Genomic DNA, 17938 nt, shown 5'->3' on the forward strand with positions numbered 1-17938 from the left:
CCGCCGGGGGGCCGGCGGGGCGCGCGGGGTGCGCGGGCGGGCGGGCCCGGCGGGTCCTCCCCCGGCGGCCGGGCCGTGTCGTCGGTGCTCGGGCGGGGGCCGGGGACGGCGCCCGGCCGGGGCGGGGCGGTGCGGCGGTCGCGCCCGGGAGCCCGGAGCCGCGCATGCGTCTCCGGGGCCGCCGTCCCCGCGTGGACGGGGGCGTCCACGGAGGCGTGCGGCAGGGGGAAGGGCTGGTGGGAGGGGGGATCGATCTGTACGGTCACTGCGTTCCACGCTTTCCGGTGGTCGGGGCGGCGTCGGGAGGCGCCCCGTTTCCGGGTACGGCAAGGGCCCGGGCGGTGGTGTCGGGATGCCGCTCGGGGGTCGCCGAAGGACCGCGGGTGCTGTGCGGGGCACCGGCGGTGCGGACGCGGCCGGGGACCGGCCGCGCGTCACGGGGCGCGTCGGGAGGGGGCGGTCCGGGGGCGTGCCGGACACGGGGCGCGCGGTACGGGGGCCGGTCCGGGAGGACCGCCGCGGGGACGCGGTGCGATGACCCGCCGGGGAGCGGGCCGTGCCACCCCGCGCGCCGCCCTCCTCAGGAGCGGGAGGGTCCGCCCGCCGCGGCGGCGGGCGCGCGGCGGGGCCCGGGTCTTCTCACCGGGCGGGAGCGGGCGCGGGGACGGGCGAACGGAACGGGGGCAGGGATCCGTCGGGTCTGCAAAAGTCTCCTGTCGGGAACATTCCGGGGGAACCGTACACGGAGGGTCACGTTGTGTGTTCCCTACCCCGATCACCGAGGATTCCATTCATCTCCCGGCCACTTTCCCGTCACCTGGAATTCCAGGTCGCCCCCGCCGAGCAGCCGCCCGGGGCCGCCGCCCACCGGCGACGGCCCCGGGCCGGGGCGCTCCGTTCCGGCCGCGAGGACGGGAGGGCGGCGGACCCCTCGGCCGGGCGGGCCCGTCCGCCGGGCGGCGGCACGGCGCCCCGGGCCCCCAGCCTCGGCGACCGGCGCTCAGGCGGGGCGCAGGCGGCCGGGCTCGGGGACGTCCAGCGTGAAGACGTGCCCCAGGTCGGCCTCCTCATAGCCGAAGTCGGCGTTGGCCACCCGCATGCGGTCGGGGCCCACCTCCACGATCCGCACGGTGATCGGCTCGGCCCGCCCGGGCAGCTCCAGCAGCCAGCGGTCGGCCAGATAGGCCAGCCCGCGGGCGTCCAGGGCGGCGCGGGCCTCGGCCTCGGCGGACGGGGCGCCCGCCGCGTGCCCGAACGGGGTCATCGGGGTGTAGGCCCCCGCACCCGCCGGGGCGAGGTAGCCCAGGACCTCGCCGTCCTCCTCCCGGCGGTGCGCCGTCCAGTGGGGCGGGATCACGTCCCCTCCCTCCGGGTGTCCAGGCGGGCCAGGGCGTAGGCGGCCATGGCCTCGCACTGGTAGTCGGCCAGCCCCGGCGCGACCGCCTCGTACACCTCCCGCCAGGGCCCCTCCTCGGCGTACACGCGCCCCAGGTGGGCGAAGGAGTCGGCGTCGGGCGTCCACATGCGGGAGACACGCAGGTAGTGGTCGTGCACCTCCGCCTGCACGGCCGGGTCGGTGACCGGCCGCCCCGCCGCCAGGTGGGCGGCCATCCGCTCCAGCTGGGCGGCCAGTCCGGCCCGGTCCGCCTCCCAGTCGGCCGGGGCCCGGCCGTCGGCGGCGCGGGCCGCCTGCTCCCACTGGGCCGGCCACTGCGCGCGGGCGCGGTCCGTGTAGGCGGCGGTGTCGAATCCGGCGAAGAGCGTCTCGGGGTCGAGTGCGCCCATGGTCCCCTCCTCCTCCAGTGCGTCCAGGGTGCGGCGCACGGTGGTGACGAGGGTGTCGATGCGGTCGCGTTCGGCCAGCAGGTCGCGCAGGTGGGTGCGCAGCGCCCCGGCCGGGTCGCCGCCGGCGTCGAGCACGGCGGCGATGTCGGCCAGGGGCAGCCCCAGCTCGCGCATGAGCAGGATGCGCTGGAGCCGCAGCAGCTCGGCGCGGCCGTAGTGGCGCACCCCGCCGGCCCCCACCGCGGCGGGCCGCAGCAGGCCGATGCGGTGGTAGTGCCGCAGGGTCCGCGAGCTGACGCCGGTCATCCGGCACACCTGCCCGGTCGGCCAGGTCGGCATGACCGCTCCCCTCGTCGGACCGGTACCTCCGGTCCGGTCACCGACGTTAGGCGTTGACCCCGCGTCAACCGCAACCCCGGACGCGCCGGCCCGTCAGCCGGGCGGCCCAGGGCGCCAGCGGCCGAAGCGCCGGGGCCCGCCCGGCCTGCGCGGTCCCGGCCCCCAGCGGGCGAAGCGGTCCCGGACCGGTCCCAGGCGGGGGTGCCAGCGCAGCCACGGCAGCCAGGGCACCCCCGGCGGCGGCGGGATCCTCGGGTCCTCCAGATCTCCCTGGAGGACCTCCTCCACCTCCTCGAACCGGATGCCCGCGAACAGCATGATGTCGGTGGCGACCATCTCCACCGCCAGGTGGGTGGCCTGGGTGACCTGGTCGTCGTCGGGCCGTCCCGGCCCGTACATGCGCGCGGTCATCAGCGCCTGCTCCACCGCCTGCTCGCGAGCCTCCCGGCTGCTGAGGTCGTCGGCGAGGGTGGCCAGCACGTCGGCCATGCCGGACACGATCGGGACCAGCTCGCGGCGTTCGTGGGCACCCATCGCGGCGGTGCTGCGGCACAGGAACAGGCAGCTCTCGCCGAGCAGGATGAGGCGCTCGATGATCTCGTCCTCGTCCAGCACCGGCTGCGGGTCGCCCCAGCGGATCGTGGACAGCCGGATGGTGGTCATGCTGGCCTCGCGGGCGCGGCTCAGCTCCGCCATCGGCCGGCTGAGGTCGCCGAGCCGGTTGACCATCTGCTGGCTGGAGACGTCGCCCTCCTCGTCCAGGGCCTGGGCGACGCCGGTGAGCATGCCCGACATCTCGCCGAGCGCGTCCACCTCGATGCGCCGCAGCAGCGCGACCAGCCGGGCGGGGAACAGCAGCTGGCTGAACACCAGGGCGACGCCCGCGCCGATGAGGGCGTCGACGAGCCGGTCGATGCCGGGGCTGCCGTCCCCGATGAAGATCGTGGTCAGGATGGCGCTGGCCGCGGCCTGCCCGATGACGATGCGCTCGGCGTTGATGGCGACGGCCACGAGCATGGCCAGCAGGGTGGCCGCGCTCATGGTGACGAGCTCGCCGACGTCCACGGCCAGGGCGAGCTCGCCCGCGCCGATGCCGATGAACACCCCGGTGAGGAGTTTGAGGGCGTTGGAGCCGCGTTCGCCGCCGGAGGCGTTGAGCGCGATGACGGCGGCGATGGGGGCGAAGAACGGGCTGTGGTCCTGGACGAGGCCGCCGGCGACGGTCCAGGCGATCACGGCCGCGAGGGTGGCCTGCACCACCGACCAGGTGTGGGCGGTGAGGCGGTCGCGGACCACCGCCGCCGTCTGCTCGATCCGGTGCCGCAGGTCACGGGTGCGCGCCCGAAGACCAGCCATGTACCACCTCTCCCTCACCGGAGTCCGGACGCCGTGGCGGGGGGCGGGCGCGGTCGCGGTTCCATTGATATCGGCACGGGTCGGGAGAGTGCGGGTTCTGCGTGATCGCCGCGTTTCGCGCGGGGCGCGTACCCGGACACGGAACCCGAACGGGCATCAAGGCGACAAAAGGCCTCTTGGCACTCAAAGGGCGAACTCCGTGACGCTCTCCCCCGGTCGGTGACAGGCGGCGCGACGGCCCCCGGAAGGGCACCGGAGACCGCATCGAACACGGATTCGGATCGCCCCTTACCCGGCCGGTCCGGGCCCGTCCCGGCCGCCGGACGCGCGCGTGCACCCCCGGCGGGACCCTCCGTGGCCCGATGCGGTCGGACCGCAATCGGTCGCCCCCTCCCCCGGCGACGGACCGGACCGTCATGATCGGCCTGTCCCCGCCACGGAAACGGAGAGGAACGCCTGTTGCACGACCACGACACCAACGCCGGCTCCGGCGCCGACACCGGAGCCGGGAACGATCCAGGGCACGACGCCTCCTCCGACTCCCCCGACGCGGACGCCGAGCGGCTCGCCACCTCGGAGTACCGGATGTTCCGCGAACGGGCCCGCCAGGCCACCTGGTGGTCGATGGCGCGCCGGATGCCCGTGCTGGTCGGTCGGGCCCTGGCCGTGGGCCGCCGGGCGGGGCCCGGAGACCTGGCCGCCACCGTCGTGTTCGGGCTGGGGATGGGCGCGGCCACCGCGTGGGCGCTGGTGGCGACCAACGCCGTCCTGGAGGAGGTGTTCGCGGCCGTGCCCACCCCCGACCGGATCCGGGCGGCGCTGCCCTCGCTGCTCCTGCTCGCGGCGGCCCTGCTCGCCCGGGGCGCGTGCGGGGCGCTGGCCGGGCGCGCCCAGGCCCGGCTGGAGCCCAAGGTGGTGCTGGCCGCCGAGCGCCGGTTCAACGAGACGGTCACGGGGGTGGAGGCGGCGGCCTTCGACGACAGCGCCTTCAACGACCACGTGTTCCGCGGGTACGCCACCGGCTGCGACCAGATGGGGGTGCTGGTCCGCACCAGTCTGGACGTGCTCACCGGCCTGGTGGCGATCGCCGCGGCCGCGGGTGTGCTGGGCACGCTGCACCCGGTGCTGCTGCCGCTGATCCTGGTGGCGATGGTCCCCCAGTGGTGGAGCTCGGCGGCGTCCGCCCGGCTGCGGTACCGGCTGACGCTGAGGCTCACCGAGGTCATGCGCCGCAAGTTCATGCTCCAGCAGCTGATGATCGACCGGCGCACCGCCGCCGAGCTGCGCTCGTACACGATGGGCCCGCGGCTGCGCGCCGAGTTCGACCGGTTCGCCGAACGGGAGCTCCAGGCCCGGTTGCGGCTGGCGACGCGGATGGCGCTGATCCGGGTGGCGGGCGGGGCCCTGGGCGGGGCCGCCACGGTGGTGGTGTTCGTCGCGCTGGGGGTGCTGCTGGTCGAGGGGGTCGTGCCGATCGCGGCGGCCGGGGCGGCCGTGGTGGCGGTGCGGGTCGCCCAGGGCGCGCTGGGCACGGTGCTGGTGTCGGTGGGCCAGGTCTACGAGGCGGGGCTGTACGTCGCCGACCTGGTGGAGCTGGAGGAGAAGGCCCGCGAGCGCACGCCCCGCCGGGACCTTCCGCCCGCCCCGGAGGGGTTCGCGGAGATCCGGGTGGAGGACGTGACGTTCTCCTATCCCAAGGCGGACGGGGACGGGGACGGCGCCACGGGTCCGGCGCTGGCCGGGGTGGACCTGGTGCTGCCCCGGGGGCGGACGGTGGCGCTGGTCGGCGAGAACGGGTCGGGCAAGAGCACCCTGGCCAAGCTGCTGTCGGGGCTGTACACGCCCGACGCCGGACGGGTGTGCTGGGACGCGACCGATCTGGCGGGGGTGGACGCCGACGACCTGCGCTCGCGGATCGCGGTGATCGCCCAGGACCACACGCACTGGCCGATGACGGCGCGCGGCAACGTGGTGATGGGCGGCCCGGAGGACGACCCGGAGCGGTTGGCGCGGGCGGCCGGGGCGGCGCACGCCGACACGGTGGTGGCGGACCTGCCGCGCGGGTGGGAGACGCTGCTGGACAAGCGGTTCGCGCACGGCCACGAGCCGTCGGGCGGGCAGTGGCAGCGGCTCGCGGCGGCCCGGGGGTTCCACCGGGGCGACGACGGGTCGGCGGTGCCGCTGCTGATCGCGGACGAGCCCACGTCGGCGCTGGACGCCCGGGCCGAGCACCGGTTCTTCTCCTCGCTGCACGCGCACGCGGGGCGGACGGGGGCGACGGTCGTGCTCATCACGCACCGGTTGGCGTCGGTGCGGATGGCCGACGTGGTCGTGGTGCTGGAGCGGGGGCGGGTGGTGGACCGGGGGTCCCACGAGGAGCTGATGGAGCGGGGCGGCGTGTACCGGGAGCTGTGGGACCTCCAGGCGCAGGCCTACCGGGAGCGGGAACGCGCCCAGGAGCCCGACCCCACCGGCTGAGCCGGAGCGGCGGTGTTCGGCGGGCGGCGGCCCCGCCGGTCGCCGGTCGTGGCCTCCGCGACCCGTTCCGCTCCGGGGCGGCACGGGGCGGGACGGGGCGGCACGGGGCGCCCGCTGTTTCGGCCCGTACGGTCCCGGGTAGCCGCGTCCCTACACGGCGGGTCCACAGGACGGCGGTGCTCGGGGGCGCCGCCACGGGGGACCGCAGGGGCCGCGTCCGGCGCTCCCCGCCCGAGGGCCTGTGGGGGTTCGCTCCGCGGGAACGGACCGGCCGCGCGGAACGCGGAACCGGAGCAGACGCGAAGGAGGCGACCGGTGATGAAGGCGAAGACCGTCCTGGTCCCGCTCCTGGCGGCCCGGGCGGCGTCCCGGCTCCGCCGGGACGAGCCACAGCAGGCGCGGCGGAGCCGGAGCGGCGGGGTACTGCCCTGGGCCGCGGCCGGCGCCGCGCTGGGCGTCGGAGCGGCGGCGCTGGCACCACGGCCGCACACCACACGGCTCGCCGGGCGGGTCGCCCTGGTCACCGGCGGCTCGCGCGGGCTCGGCCTGAGCCTGGCCCGGGAGTTCGGCGAGCGCGGCGCGTCCGTGGTGGTCTGCGCGCGCGACGGCGACGAGCTGGACCGGGCCGTGGCCGACCTGGAGGCACGCGGCGTTCCGGCCCGCGGCATCCGGTGCGACGTGCGCGACCCGGAGGGGGCCGAGCGCCTGGTGAAGGAGGCCGAGGCGGCCTTCGGCCACCTGGACTTCGTCGTCAACAACGCCGGGATCATCCAGGTGGGACCGCAGGAGGTGCTCACCGAGGAGCACTTCCGCGACGCGATGGAGACGATGTTCTGGGCCCCGCTGCGGATCTCCCGGGCCGCGATCGGCCCGCTGTCGCGGACCGGCGGCTCGCTGGTGACCATCACGTCCATCGGCGGCCACCTCAGCGTGCCGCACCTGCTGCCGTACTCGTGCGCCAAGTTCGCCGAGGTCGCCCTGTCGGAGGGGCTGGGCGCGGAGCTCGCGCGCCGGGGGGTTCGGGTCACCACGGTGGTGCCGGGGCTGATGCGCACCGGTTCGCACCGGGCGGCGGTGTTCTCGGGGAACGCCGAGCGCGAGTACAGCTGGTTCGCCCTGGGCGCCGGCCTGCCGCTGGTGTCGGCGGGCGCCGGGCACGCCGCCCGCCGGATCGTCGAGGCGGCCGCGCGCGGGCGCCCGTACCTGGTGATCACGCCGCTGGCGGCGGCGGTCGTCGCGGCGCGCGGGCTGTGCCCGTCGCTGGTGCAGCGGCTCATGCGGGTCATGGCCGGGGTCCTGCCGGGCCCGCCGGAGGAACCCGCCGAGAAGCGGGGCGCCGAGGCGGACGAGGGGATGGTCAACGGCGCCGTGCGGACGGCCGCCGTGCTCAACGAGCGGGCCGCCGACGACCTCAACCAGGAGCCCCGGCACGGGAGCTGACTCGGCGGCCCCGGCCGCCGGGGCCGCCACGCCGGCGGAGGAACGTGTGGCCGGGCGGCACCGGTACGACTCGGAACCCGGTGCGAACGCCCGGGCGCGGACCACGCGCGGGATCCGCGGGCCGTTGCCGCGGCGTTGAACGGGCGGCCGCGGAAGACCTCGAGTGGAGGACACCGATCAAGGCTCCGCGGGAGCAGCCCGCCTTGCCGGGACAGGGCGGTGTCGCGACCGCCGGTCGAATCCGAGCAGGCGATCGCGCGGGAACGACCTCGACAGGCGGCCACGGGCGGGCGGCCCTACCGGCTCCCGCGCTCGATCACCCGCTCGGCGCCGCGCGGCCGGGCAGCGAAGGAGACGCGCGGCCGGGCGACACCACGGCCTCCTCCCCCGGTTCCGCCGACCGCTCCGGCAAGGCCATCGTCCGGCAGCCCTCGTGCGCCGTGGACGGTCGGGGCGCGACCGAAGGCGGATCGGGGCCCAGAGCCCGCGCGTACCGTTTCGGCGGGCTGATCCCACCATCCGGATAGGCCATCCGGTTCAGTGGGACGATCCAACCACCCGGATAGACTATCCAGTTCACCCAACCGGATCGGCCATCCGGTTCGGTGGGCCGATTCGACCAACCGGATAAGACATCCGCTTCAAGGAGTCGAAGCACTCGACCGGATACACCATCCGCTTCAGACGACCTCGGACATCTCCGTCTGCAGGTCGGCCGCCTTGCGCAGCAGTCCGCGCATGAGGATGAGCAGCAGGGCGAAGGCGATGCCCCCGGCAGTGGTGACGACGGCGGCGCCCAGGGCGCCGATCAACTCCATGCCGTCGGCGGGAGAGGGGATGTTCGAGTCCACCAACAGGTGCCCGGTGACCCCGGCGGTGATCAGGGACGCCGCGAGGGTGGCCCCGATGATGACGTCCACCCAGAAGAACGCCCGGCGGGTGAAGATCGCATCGCGCTCGACCATCGCGAGCAGCGCCCACACGGCGACCAGGGCGACCTGCACACAGGCGACGCCGAGAACGGCAAGGGTGACATAGGGGAGTTCGTAGGGGGCGTAGGGAGGGAAGCTTTCGACCTCGCTGGCGGCGACACCGGGGATGACGACGATCTGGCCGAAGAGGCCGGTGAGGATCGCCATCGCGACGCCGGCCCGCAGGACCAGGGTGATGTAGCTGCGCATGCATCGAGTATCGATAGATACCTATCGAAAGTCAATAGGTTCGGTGCAACTCGTTCGTCCGGGTAGACAGCCGTGAACGCCCCGTGGTTCTCCCCCGATCCGGCGGGCCCCGCCCGGCACCGCCGCGCGGACACCCCCGGGCGGCCCTACTGGATCCCGCGCGCGATCGCCTCCTCGGCCGCCGCGCGCGGCCCGTCGGTGAAGGGGTCGCCGTGGCCGGGCAGCACCACGGCCTCCTCCCCCAGTTCCGCCAGCCGCTCCAGCGAGGCCATCGCCTGGGCGCCCTTGTGCGTGGACATCCGGCTGATCGTGGTCGGTCCCTTGCGGCCGGTGGTCGGGTCGTAGGTGACCAGCGCGTCCCCCGTGAACACCACCCCGCGGTCGTCCCAGACGAACGCGGCGCTGCCCGGGGTGTGCCCGGGCGCGCCCACCACCCGCGGGCTTCCGGGCACCTCCTCCAGGACCTGGCCGTGGACGAACGTGGAGTACTCCGGCACCGGCGGCGCGTTGAACGCCCCCGACCCCTCCAGGTGAGCGAGCAGGCGGGCGGCCCGCGGACGGCGCAGCAGGTAGGGCAGCATCGAGCGCTCGGGAGGGGCGTGCACGATCGCCTGCGCGGGGCCGCCGCCCAGCAGCGGCGCGTCGCCCTCGTGCACCCACACCGCCGTTCCCGAGTGCTCCAGGACGCGGGCGGCCAGGCCGATGTGGTCGGGGTGGCCGTGGGTGAGCAGGACGGCCCGCAGCCGCCCGCCCACCCGGGACGCCGCGTCCAGGAACGCGGAGCTGTGCGTGGGCAGCCCGGCGTCGACGAGGACCAGGCCCTCGTCGGTGTCCACCAGGTAGAAGTTCACCACCTCGTCGCCGAGGCGGAAGACACCGGGGGCGACCTCGTCGGGGATGCTGCCCATATGGTCCTCTCGACGGCTGAAGGAGCGCGTCGCCCACCGGGGGCGTCCCCCTTTCTCTATCGGAGCGGCCGCCGAAGGTGGGCGAGCGACACTCCCCGCGACCGGGCGATCACCGTCACAGGGCGCCAGGGGCGAGGGGTGACGCGGTAGTCTTCCCGCCGCCGGGTCCCGGACCCGGCCCGCCCGGCGGCGCCCCCGCCGGTCCGCCCGACGATCCACGGAAGTGCCCATGTTCACCGGCCTCAGCGCCTTCCCGCTCACCCCGATCCACCGCGACCGCGTCGACGAGGCCGCCTTCGCCGGCCTGGTCGGGCGCCTGGCCAGGGCCGGCGTCGACTCGATCACCGCCCTGGGGTCGACCGGCTCCTACGCCTACCTCACCCGCGACGAGCGCGCCCGTGTGGTCCGGCTGGCCGTGGAGCACGCCGGGGAGGTGCCCGTCCTAGCGGGCATCGGCGCCCTGCGCACCTCGCACGTCCTGGAGTTCGCCGAGGACGCCCAGCGGGCCGGGGCGTCCGGCGTGCTACTGGCGCCGGTGTCGTACCAGGAGCTCACCCCGGACGACGTGTACGGCCTCTACGAGGACGTGACCCGCGCCCTGTCCGTGCCGCTCGTCGTGTACGACAACCCGCGGACCACGCATTTCTCCTTCACCGACGACCTCTACCGCGACGTCGCGCGGCTGCCCGGCGTCGCGTCGCTGAAGATCCCCGGGGTGCCCGCCGACCCCGCGGAAGCCGCCCGGCGGGTGGCCCGGCTCCGGGAGCTCCTGCCCCAGGGCGTCACGGTCGGCGTGTCCGGGGACGCCTTCGGCGCCACCGGGCTGAACGCGGGCTGCGACGCCTGGTACTCGGTCATCGGCGGCACCCTGCCCGCCCCTGCCTTGGAGATCGTGCGCGCCGCCCGGTCCGGCGCGGCGGAGCGGGCCGAGGAACTCTCCGCGCGCCTTGGCCCCCTGTGGGACCTGTTCGCCCGGCACGGCAGCCTCCGGGTGGCCGCGGCGATCGCCGAGCACCTGGGGCTGGTGCGCGGCCCGAGCCTGCCGCTGCCGCTGCGCGGCCTCGGTCCGCAGGACCGCGACCGCGTCGCCCGCGTCGTCGAGGAGCTGGGGCTGGGACAGGAGTAGGGGCCGGGACCGGGCCCCGGGCAGGCCGTACGACCCCGGAACCGGAAGCCGACGCGCGGGCGGCCGGGCGCACCATCCGCCCGAACCGCCCCGAGCGGTCGCCGTTCGGGACGTCCTCAGCCCTCGGTGGGGCCGCCCGGCGACGGGGCGGCGGTGAGGCGGGCGACGGCGTCCGCCGTCAGCGCGCGGTCGTGGGGCTCCAGCTCCAGGGCGCGATGGATGGTCAGCCCCTCGATGAGCGCGTCGACCTGCCGGGCGGTCAGCGGGTCGAAGTGGCGCTCCAGGGCGCGCCTGCTGCGGAGCATCCACGCCCGGGTGAGCTCCCGGTAGGCGGGGCGGCGGGCGGCCAGGGTGTACAGCTCGTGGGTGAGGACCAGCTCGCGCGGGGAGGTCATCAGCTCGTCGTGGACCAGGGCGGTGACGGCCTCGCGGGCCTCCTCCAGGTTCCGGGCCCGGGCCAGGCGCTGCTCGAACCTGCGGCTGAGGTCCTGGGCGAAGCGGGAGAACACCTCGCGCAGCAGCTCGTCCATGCCCGCGAAGTGGTAGGTCATCGAGCCCAGCGGGACTTCGGCGCGGGCGGCCACCTTGCGGTGGGAGGTCCCGGCCACGCCCTCCTCGGCGATGAGGTCGGCGGCGGCGGCGATGATGCGCTCCCTGCGTTCGGGGTCCACCCGTCCGGTCGCCACCCTGACTCCTCTCCGCCGCCGGTTCCGACGGGGCCATTCTCGCGGATCCCCGGGGGGCGTGGTCTCGATCCGCGCTTCTCCGGAGTGTACGATCGTACGCGACAGGTGTACGGTCGTACACCTTCTGCCGTTCCCCTGGAGGTCCCACCATGAGCGCGCCGGACTCCCCCGCCGCACCCGCCGCCGGGCGCGCGCCCGTGGACCGGAGCGTCCGCCGCGCGCGGGCCGCGGTGTCGCTGCTGTTCCTCACCAACGGCGCGCTCTACGCCAACCTCGTCCCCCGCTACCCGGAGATCAAGGCGGCGCTGGAGCTGGGCAACGCCCAGTACGGGCTGGCCATCGCGGCGTTCCCTGCGGGCGCGCTGGTGGCGGGGATGGCGGCGGGGCCGGTCATCCGCCGGTTCCGGTCGTCCCGGGTGGCGGCGTTCGGAACGGTGCTGACGGCGCTGTGCATGCTCGGCGCGGCGGTGGGCCCCACGTGGGCGCTGCTGGCGGGTGCGCTGTTCCTGGCGGGGGCGTTCGACGCGGTCGTGGACGTGGCCCAGAACGCGCACGGGCTGCGGGTGCAGCGGCTGTACCGGCGGTCGGTGCTCAACTCGTTCCACGCCCTGTGGAGCGTGGGCGCGGTGATCGGCGGCCTGATGGGCGCGGCGGCCACGGGGCTGGGAGTGTCCCCGGGCGTCCACCTGGCGGTGGCGGCCGTGCTGCTGTCGGCGACGGCGCTGACCGCCTACCGCTGGACGCTGCCTGGACCGGACCGCGAGGGGGCCGCGGAGGCCGGCGGCGGGGCCGAGCAGGAGGTCCGGGGTGTGAGCGGCGCGGCCTGGACCAGGTACGCGATCCTGGCGGCGCTGGCCGTCATCTCCATCGCCGGGATCATGGTGGAGGACGCGGGCAGCACCTGGGGTGCGGTGTACCTGTCCGACCACCTGGGGGCGACGGCGTCGCTGGCGGCGTTCGGGTACATCGCCCTGGTGGGAGCGCAGTTCGTCGGCCGCATGGCGGGCGACGCGCTCACCGACCGGTTCGGGCAGCGCGCGGTGGCCCGCGCGGGCGGGGCGATCGCCGCGCTGGGGCTGGGCGCGGCGCTGCTGTTCCCGAGCGTTCCAGGGACGATCGCGGGGTTCGCTGCGGCGGGGTTCGGCGTGGCGACGCTCATCCCGTCGGCCATGCACGCGGCCGACGAGCTGCGCGGGCTGAAGCCGGGGACGGGGCTGGCGCTGGTGAGCTGGCTGATGCGGGTGGGGTTCCTGTGCTCGCCGCCGGTGGTGGGGGCGATCGCGGACGCGACGACGCTGCGGACGGGCCTGATGGTGGTGCCGGCGGCGGGTGTCGCTGTGGTGCTGTTGGCGGGCGTGCTCGCAGACCGCTCGGGCCGGGCGCCGGGCGGCCGGGCGCCCCGGGTGTCCGAAGGGGCCCCGCCGAAGGCCGCCGCCACGGGCGCGGAGCCCTCCGCGAGGCCGTAGCGCCCGGGCGGACCCACGGCGGCTCAGGTGTCAGCGGAGGTGTCCCAACCCACGACGAGCGGCGCCGAGCCCTCGGCCAGGTAGAAGTGGCCGGGGAAGTAATCGATGTGGAGGTGGTGGCGGGGGTCGTCCGCCTCGGCAGCGAAGCCCTCGACGTTCTCGGCCAGGACGGCGATGGACCCGGGTCCGCCCTCGATCAGCAGGATGGTGTCGTCGACGGACACCCGGACCCTGCCCGCCTCTCGGAGCCGAACACGGAGCCGTGCCAGCGCCCGGTCGTAGGGCGCCGGATCCGCTACCGGGGCGAGGGCGAGGTCACCGCCGCCCCGGAGCACCCCGGCCAGGGCGAGCAGCCCGGCCCGCGTCCCGGACACCTCCACCTCACCGGTCGTCTCCGCGTACCGCGCCCACAGCGCGGCGTTCCTCATACCGCCCCGACCAGGCGCCGGACCTCCGCGACGGTCCGCGCCGGCTGCCGGTCATCGGCGGGGGTGACGTCGTCGGGGGTGTTCCAGGTGGACGTACGGAGGTCGTGGTGGCGCTCCAGCTCCGCGGCCAGCTCGTACGCCTGCTCGTAGAGCAGGCCGCGGCGCGAGGTCGCCTCGGCCGCGCCCAGCACGAGGAGGTCGGCGACCCGGTCCAGCCCGGCCGTGCCGCTCTCATGGTCGGCGAGCGCGGCGCCGACCCACTCCCGCCACCGCGCCCGCTCGTACTCCCGCCCGCCCATCCGCCGCACGCGCCTTTCCGTTCTCCGGACCGGTGCGGCCCAGCATGGCAGAGGCGTCGCGTGCCCGGGCCTCACTCCCTTTCCGGAACCGGGAGGGCCCCGCGGGCCACCAGCTCCACGGTGAGCACGATCGCCAGGCTCTCCACCAGCAGCAGACCCGCCAGGACGAACACCTGGACCGCCCCGGCCTCGAACGGCGTCGCGCCGCCGAGCAGCATGCCCACGAACGCCCCGGGCAGGGTCACCAGGCCCACGGTCCGGGTCTGGTCCAGGGCCGGGAGCAGCGCGGAGGCGGCGGCGGGGCGGCCGATCTCCAGGGCGGCGTCGCGCGGCGACAGGCCCAGGGACAGGGCGGCCTCGACCTCGCCCCTGCGGGTGCGCAGCTCCTCGGTGGCCCGGCGCCCGGCCAGGACCGTCGCGGTCAGCGCGCCGCCGGTGAGGATCCCGGTCAGCGGGATGACGGCCAGGCCGCTGACGGGGGTCAGGCCGGTGAGCAGCAGCGCGACCACGACGGGGACGACCGGGAGGCAGACGGGCAGGAACGCCCACAGGGGCCGCCACCGGGTGGTGGTGATGCGGCGTCCGGCGGTCAGGGAGGCCACGGTGAGCATGACCGCGACGAAGCCGAGGGTGAGCGGGCCGGAGGAAACGACGGCCGCGATGAGGAAGGAGACCGCGCCCAGTTGCAGGACCGCGCGGCCGCCGGCGCGCAGCACGGCGAGGCCGTGGCCGAGGCGGCCCAGCGCGGACACCCCGGCCGCGGCCGCGACGGCCACCACGACGGCGACGGCCAGCGCGGGCCCCACCACCAACAACTCGGACTCGCCCATGGTCCTCCCCTGTCACCCGGCGGTCTCCCGCAAGCGAGCGTCGCACACGGGCGGCCCCGCGGCGACCCCGGTTGTCAGGAGACCTCCCCGGAACCCGGGTTCAGAGCCAGGTAGGCGCGGATTCGGTCGGCCGGCTCGGCGAACTCGCCCTGGTCCGTGGCCGGGGGCGCGGCCGGGTAGTCCTCCGGCTCCGCCGGGCGCGGCCGGGGGACGAGGTCCAGGTAGGGGCGGACCAGGGCTCCGGCGATCCGGTCGGGGTCGGTGTCCGTCCGGTCGCTCGGGCTGGTGAAGGCCCGCTCCCAGCGGGCGGATGCATCGGAGGCTCCGGCGGGCCAGGTGTTCCGGTCGGGGGATCCGGGCGGAGCGGCGAGCAGGTCACCGCGCCCGGGAACATCTTTGCGTTCGGGTGCGGACGGGAGTGCGCGCGGCTTTCGGTCGGCTCGGCGGGGGACGAAGAGCGCGGTCAGGGCTGTGGCAAGGAGTGCGGCGGCCAGGGACCACACGCGTGCGGGCATGCCAGTGCAGGGCCGTCGGTGGCGGCCGGTTGTAGGGTGTTCCACGGTCATCTCCTGGCTGGTGCAGGTGGTGATCACGCCCCGATCCGGTGTTCCAGCACCGGTCGGGGCACCTGTGTTCTCAGTTGTTCCGGGGGCGGGTGTCATTGGCCCGGTGGGGCTGCGCTTCCCGCCCGAACCGGTTCAGGCCGCGGTGGTCCAGGGGTTGCCGGTCAGGTCGTAGGCGAGAAAGAACCACACCTGGCGGTGGTCGGCGATGCCGTTGTCGCCCCAGGAGGTGGCCAGCGCGTCAACCAGGGCCAGCCCCCGCCCGGATTCGGCGTCGGGGTCCAGGCCGACCGGGTCGGCGGTCAGGTGGTCGCGCTGCCCGTCCGGGGTGGTGCGGCCGGAGGGATCGCCCTGGTCGGTGCAGGTCAGGCGAAGTCCCGTACGGCTGCGCTCGCAGCGCAACGTGAAGGTGCCGAACGGCCGACCCGAGCGGGAGTGGGTGAGCGCGTTCGCGGCCAGCTCCGACCCGAGCAGGGTGAACAGGTACCGGTAGTCGGCGTCGCGTTCGGCGGCGCTGGCGTCCAGGAACGCCCGGACCAGCGGCATCAGCTGCGGCGAGGACCCGAACTCGTAGGAGCGCACCTTGTAGTGCGCCCGGCGGGCGTGCGGGTTGAAGTAGTGCCGGCACCGCCGCGGCACCAGTTCCCCGAGGGGAAGGGTCACCTCCGGCAACGGCGGCATCGGCGGGGGTGAGGGAACGATTGCGAGCATGACAAAGACACTCCTTGGCATGGATGTGGCGAAGAGCCTCGAACGGACCCGACCGGTGCGTCCATCCGCGCAAGGTGGAACAGGGTGAACGTGCGCGTTTCGCAGACGCGGGGGACGGCCACGGCATAGCCTGACCAGCAACGACCCCCACCAACTCTCAGTGAGAAGCCGATCACCGGCTACACATTCATCATCGTAATGGAATCCACTCCAGTCAAGCGTCTTAAGTGGATTCCACTAGAACTTTTTCGCTAGGCTCACTCCATGCCCACTCCCTACAGCCCCAGCATCCGCCGCCGACGCCTCTCCTCCGAACTCAGGCGTCTGCGCGGCGAATCCGGCCTGACCCTCATCGACGCCGCCAAGGGCATCGGCATGGGCAAGTCGAACCTGAGCAAGATCGAACAGGCCGAGTCCAGGACCGTCCCCTCCGCCACCCTCGACAAACTCCTGGACCTGTACGGCGTGGACGATCCCGCCGACCGAGCATCCCTGCATGAGCTGGCCAAACTCGCCGGGGAGAAGGGCTGGTGGGCCCAGTACAAAGACCTCATGCCGCAGATGCTCGCCGACTTCGAAGCTGAGGCGTGTGCTCTGCGCACCTACGAAGCCCAGGTCATTCCGGGCCTGTTGCAGACGCCCTCTTACGCCGACGCGATCTTCCGCGCCAACCAGGTCCGCGACGACGACGAGATCGCCCAGCGCGTGGCAGCCCGCATCAAGCGCCAGGAGATCCTGCACCGGGTCGACCCGCCCACCTACATGGCGATCCTGGACGAGGCCGTGCTGCACCGGCAGGTCGGTTCGCCCGCGGTGATGGCCGAGCAGTTGCGCCATCTGGTGCACCTGGCCGCCCGGCACAACATCGACCTCTACGTACTGCCGTTCTCCGCCGGCGCCCATCCGGCCACCGAGGGAAGTTTCGTGGTCATGGACTTCCCCGATCCCAGGGACGCCAGCATCGCCTATCTGGAAACACCCGTCACTAGCATGTATCTGGAAGAAGACCGCCAGGTCCGACTGTTCAACGACATGTTCGGCAGCGCACAGAGCTGCTCGATGACCGCTGCGCAGTCCCTGGCGCTCATCGACCGCCGTCTCCACGACCTAGAAGAGTGACTACAGTGACCGACCAGATGGTGTGGCGCAAGAGCAGCTACAGCGGCGTCAACGGCAATTGCGTCGAGGTCGCACACCTTCCCGCGAACTTCCGGAAAAGCAGCTACAGCGCACAGGATCAGAACTGTGTCGAGATCGCCGACCTGCCCTGCGGGGCCGCCGTCCGCGACTCCAAGCACCCCACCGCCGGACACCTCCCCTTCCCCTCCCCCGAGTGGACCGCCTTCCTCCACTCCACCCGCGGCTGACCCCGAACCGCCCTCCTCCCCACCCCCGCACAACACCACCGGTGCCCGGCAAGGCCAACCCCTGCCGGGCACCGCTCATCCACATATCCACGTGACCCGCGCGAACCATGGGAAGCCATGGGCCTACCCCCGCGGGCCTTCGGTGGCGCGCCCCCGAAGGCGCGCTGCGCTTCGGGGACACGCCACCGGGTTCCGGTTCAGGCGTTATAGCCGCCGTGGGCGTCCAGCACCGCGCCCGTGACGTACGACGCGGCGGGGCTCGCCAGAAAGCCGATCGCCGCGGCGATCTCATCGGGGTGGCCCACGCGTTGCAGGGACAGCGAGCCGATCAGGGCCTTGAGGACCTCGGGGTCCGGCGGCTGCATCCCGGTCTCCATCAGCCCTGCCTCCACGACGTTGGCCGTGATGTTCCGAGGCCCGAGGTCCCGTGCGACGCCCATGGTGTACCGCTCGACCCCCGACTTGGTCGCCGAGTAGTCGGCAAGGCCCGGGGCACCGACACGGGAGCCCAGTCCGGAACTCACGGTGATGATGCGGCCGCCCGAGCGCAGCACCCGGGAGGCGGCCCGGATGAGGGCGATCACGCCGAGGTAGTTGGTGGCGTGCATCCGGTCCAGTGCGGCGGTATCGGCCTCCGGGTCGTCGACGGTGCGGCCCTGCTCCACCGAGATCGCCGCGTTGTTGACGAGGATGTCCAGGCCGCCGAAGTGTGCGACCACCTCATCAATCAGGGCCGGCGCCCGGCTCGTGTCCGCCTGGTCGGACTTGAAGGCGACGGCCTTCGCTCCCTTGTCGCGCACCTCGTCGACAACAGCCTGCGCCTGCTTCTCCGAGCTGACGTAGGTGAAGGCGACGTCGGCGCCCTGCTCGGCCAGTAGGCGCACGGTCGCGGCTCCCAGTCCGCGGGACCCGCCGGTGACCAGGGCGGTCTTGCCCGTGAGGGGCTTGCTCATTCTTCTCACCTCGTTGATCGAT

The 17938-nt window shown here is 74.5% G+C and carries 18 protein-coding genes and 1 pseudogene; 6 read left to right on the forward strand and 13 right to left on the reverse strand.

Going from position 1 to position 17938, the window contains the following annotated elements:
* The 4 genes and pseudogenes from ACFVNO_RS23680 to ACFVNO_RS23695 form a co-directional block, all read right to left on the reverse strand.
* Positions 1-266 (reverse strand): annotated as a pseudogene (locus ACFVNO_RS23680) (hypothetical protein); the annotation flags it as partial.
* Between the two features lie 734 nt (positions 267-1000).
* Complete coding sequence (locus tag ACFVNO_RS23685; RefSeq protein ID WP_220561954.1) at positions 1001-1357, reverse strand: hypothetical protein; 357 nt, start codon at positions 1355-1357, stop codon at positions 1001-1003.
* Positions 1354-2124, reverse strand: coding sequence for a MerR family transcriptional regulator (locus tag ACFVNO_RS23690; RefSeq protein WP_378895763.1), 771 nt, complete (start codon positions 2122-2124; stop codon positions 1354-1356). Before ACFVNO_RS23690 ends, ACFVNO_RS23685 begins: the two co-directional genes overlap by 4 nt.
* A gap of 93 nt (positions 2125-2217) precedes the next feature.
* Complete coding sequence (locus ACFVNO_RS23695; RefSeq protein WP_355264746.1) at positions 2218-3480, reverse strand: FUSC family protein; 1263 nt, start codon at positions 3478-3480, stop codon at positions 2218-2220.
* Positions 3481-3939: 459 nt separating this feature from the next.
* Here ACFVNO_RS23695 and ACFVNO_RS23700 point away from each other — a divergent pair, with 459 nt between their 5' ends.
* Both ACFVNO_RS23700 and ACFVNO_RS23705 read left to right on the forward strand, forming a co-directional pair.
* Positions 3940-5958: an ABC transporter ATP-binding protein gene (locus tag ACFVNO_RS23700; protein ID WP_378895765.1), complete on the forward strand. Its 2019-nt coding sequence runs from the start codon at positions 3940-3942 to the stop codon at positions 5956-5958.
* Between the two features lie 318 nt (positions 5959-6276).
* The gene (locus ACFVNO_RS23705; protein ID WP_378895767.1) at positions 6277-7398 is read left to right on the forward strand and encodes an SDR family NAD(P)-dependent oxidoreductase; all 1122 of its coding nucleotides are present in this window, start codon (positions 6277-6279) and stop codon (positions 7396-7398) included.
* A 680-nt stretch (positions 7399-8078) separates the two neighbouring features.
* On the opposite strand, the gene ACFVNO_RS23710 is transcribed toward ACFVNO_RS23705, so the two are convergent.
* Both ACFVNO_RS23710 and ACFVNO_RS23715 read right to left on the reverse strand, forming a co-directional pair.
* A complete protein-coding gene (locus tag ACFVNO_RS23710; RefSeq protein WP_378895769.1) occupies positions 8079-8579 on the reverse strand; it encodes a DUF2975 domain-containing protein in 501 nt (166 codons plus the stop codon).
* A 146-nt stretch (positions 8580-8725) separates the two neighbouring features.
* Positions 8726-9487: an MBL fold metallo-hydrolase gene (locus ACFVNO_RS23715; protein ID WP_378895771.1), complete on the reverse strand. Its 762-nt coding sequence runs from the start codon at positions 9485-9487 to the stop codon at positions 8726-8728.
* 229 nt (positions 9488-9716) lie between these two features.
* Here ACFVNO_RS23715 and ACFVNO_RS23720 point away from each other — a divergent pair, with 229 nt between their 5' ends.
* Positions 9717-10613 (forward strand): dihydrodipicolinate synthase family protein, encoded by an 897-nt coding sequence (locus ACFVNO_RS23720; protein WP_378895773.1) that lies wholly within the window; start codon positions 9717-9719, stop codon positions 10611-10613.
* Between the two features lie 116 nt (positions 10614-10729).
* Here the strand turns inward: ACFVNO_RS23720 and ACFVNO_RS23725 are convergent, their stop codons facing one another.
* Positions 10730-11299, reverse strand: a complete 570-nt coding sequence (locus ACFVNO_RS23725) for a TetR/AcrR family transcriptional regulator (protein ID WP_378895775.1) — start codon at positions 11297-11299, stop codon at positions 10730-10732.
* A 149-nt stretch (positions 11300-11448) separates the two neighbouring features.
* Here ACFVNO_RS23725 and ACFVNO_RS23730 point away from each other — a divergent pair, with 149 nt between their 5' ends.
* The gene (locus ACFVNO_RS23730; RefSeq protein WP_378895777.1) at positions 11449-12765 is read left to right on the forward strand and encodes an MFS transporter; all 1317 of its coding nucleotides are present in this window, start codon (positions 11449-11451) and stop codon (positions 12763-12765) included.
* 23 nt (positions 12766-12788) lie between these two features.
* Here ACFVNO_RS23730 and ACFVNO_RS23735 read toward each other — a convergent pair whose 3' ends face one another.
* From ACFVNO_RS23735 to ACFVNO_RS23755, 5 genes are all read right to left on the reverse strand, one after another.
* Positions 12789-13193, reverse strand: coding sequence for a hypothetical protein (locus ACFVNO_RS23735; RefSeq protein ID WP_378895779.1), 405 nt, complete (start codon positions 13191-13193; stop codon positions 12789-12791).
* A complete protein-coding gene (locus ACFVNO_RS23740; protein ID WP_378895781.1) occupies positions 13190-13501 on the reverse strand; it encodes a hypothetical protein in 312 nt (103 codons plus the stop codon). Before ACFVNO_RS23740 ends, ACFVNO_RS23735 begins: the two co-directional genes overlap by 4 nt.
* A gap of 62 nt (positions 13502-13563) precedes the next feature.
* Positions 13564-14322 carry an ABC transporter permease gene (locus ACFVNO_RS23745; RefSeq protein WP_378895783.1) on the reverse strand — a complete coding sequence of 253 codons (759 nt, stop codon included), beginning with the start codon at positions 14320-14322 and terminating at the stop codon, positions 13564-13566.
* Positions 14323-14396: 74 nt separating this feature from the next.
* Positions 14397-14837 (reverse strand): hypothetical protein, encoded by a 441-nt coding sequence (locus ACFVNO_RS23750; protein WP_378895784.1) that lies wholly within the window; start codon positions 14835-14837, stop codon positions 14397-14399.
* A 183-nt stretch (positions 14838-15020) separates the two neighbouring features.
* Positions 15021-15596, reverse strand: a complete 576-nt coding sequence (locus tag ACFVNO_RS23755; RefSeq protein WP_378895786.1) for an ATP-binding protein — start codon at positions 15594-15596, stop codon at positions 15021-15023.
* Between the two features lie 264 nt (positions 15597-15860).
* On the opposite strand from ACFVNO_RS23755, the gene ACFVNO_RS23760 reads away from it, so the two are divergent.
* Both ACFVNO_RS23760 and ACFVNO_RS23765 read left to right on the forward strand, forming a co-directional pair.
* Positions 15861-16715: a helix-turn-helix transcriptional regulator gene (locus ACFVNO_RS23760; RefSeq protein ID WP_355264786.1), complete on the forward strand. Its 855-nt coding sequence runs from the start codon at positions 15861-15863 to the stop codon at positions 16713-16715.
* A 17-nt stretch (positions 16716-16732) separates the two neighbouring features.
* Positions 16733-16963 (forward strand): DUF397 domain-containing protein, encoded by a 231-nt coding sequence (locus ACFVNO_RS23765; RefSeq protein ID WP_355264989.1) that lies wholly within the window; start codon positions 16733-16735, stop codon positions 16961-16963.
* Positions 16964-17160: 197 nt separating this feature from the next.
* On the opposite strand, the gene ACFVNO_RS23770 is transcribed toward ACFVNO_RS23765, so the two are convergent.
* Complete coding sequence (locus ACFVNO_RS23770; protein WP_378895789.1) at positions 17161-17916, reverse strand: SDR family NAD(P)-dependent oxidoreductase; 756 nt, start codon at positions 17914-17916, stop codon at positions 17161-17163.
* Between the last annotated feature and the right edge of the window lie 22 nt (positions 17917-17938).

The organism is Nocardiopsis sp. NPDC057823 (genome assembly GCF_042797335.1).
GTDB classification, from domain to species: domain Bacteria; phylum Actinomycetota; class Actinomycetes; order Streptosporangiales; family Streptosporangiaceae; genus Nocardiopsis; species Nocardiopsis changdeensis.

Coding starts and splice junctions, on each gene's coding strand:
- ACFVNO_RS23750 (WP_378895784.1), bottom strand. CDS start 14,837: ATGCCCGCACGCGTGTGGTCCCTGGCCGCCGCACTCCTTGCCACAGCC.
- ACFVNO_RS23755 (WP_378895786.1), bottom strand. CDS start 15,596: ATGCTCGCAATCGTTCCCTCACCCCCGCCGATGCCGCCGTTGCCGGAG.
- ACFVNO_RS23695 (WP_355264746.1), bottom strand. CDS start 3,480: ATGGCTGGTCTTCGGGCGCGCACCCGTGACCTGCGGCACCGGATCGAG.
- ACFVNO_RS23720 (WP_378895773.1), top strand. CDS start 9,717: ATGTTCACCGGCCTCAGCGCCTTCCCGCTCACCCCGATCCACCGCGAC.
- ACFVNO_RS23745 (WP_378895783.1), bottom strand. CDS start 14,322: ATGGGCGAGTCCGAGTTGTTGGTGGTGGGGCCCGCGCTGGCCGTCGCC.
- ACFVNO_RS23760 (WP_355264786.1), top strand. CDS start 15,861: ATGCCCACTCCCTACAGCCCCAGCATCCGCCGCCGACGCCTCTCCTCC.
- ACFVNO_RS23730 (WP_378895777.1), top strand. CDS start 11,449: ATGAGCGCGCCGGACTCCCCCGCCGCACCCGCCGCCGGGCGCGCGCCC.
- ACFVNO_RS23770 (WP_378895789.1), bottom strand. CDS start 17,916: ATGAGCAAGCCCCTCACGGGCAAGACCGCCCTGGTCACCGGCGGGTCC.
- ACFVNO_RS23710 (WP_378895769.1), bottom strand. CDS start 8,579: ATGCGCAGCTACATCACCCTGGTCCTGCGGGCCGGCGTCGCGATGGCG.
- ACFVNO_RS23715 (WP_378895771.1), bottom strand. CDS start 9,487: ATGGGCAGCATCCCCGACGAGGTCGCCCCCGGTGTCTTCCGCCTCGGC.
- ACFVNO_RS23705 (WP_378895767.1), top strand. CDS start 6,277: ATGAAGGCGAAGACCGTCCTGGTCCCGCTCCTGGCGGCCCGGGCGGCG.
- ACFVNO_RS23735 (WP_378895779.1), bottom strand. CDS start 13,193: ATGAGGAACGCCGCGCTGTGGGCGCGGTACGCGGAGACGACCGGTGAG.
- ACFVNO_RS23690 (WP_378895763.1), bottom strand. CDS start 2,124: ATGCCGACCTGGCCGACCGGGCAGGTGTGCCGGATGACCGGCGTCAGC.
- ACFVNO_RS23765 (WP_355264989.1), top strand. CDS start 16,733: ATGGTGTGGCGCAAGAGCAGCTACAGCGGCGTCAACGGCAATTGCGTC.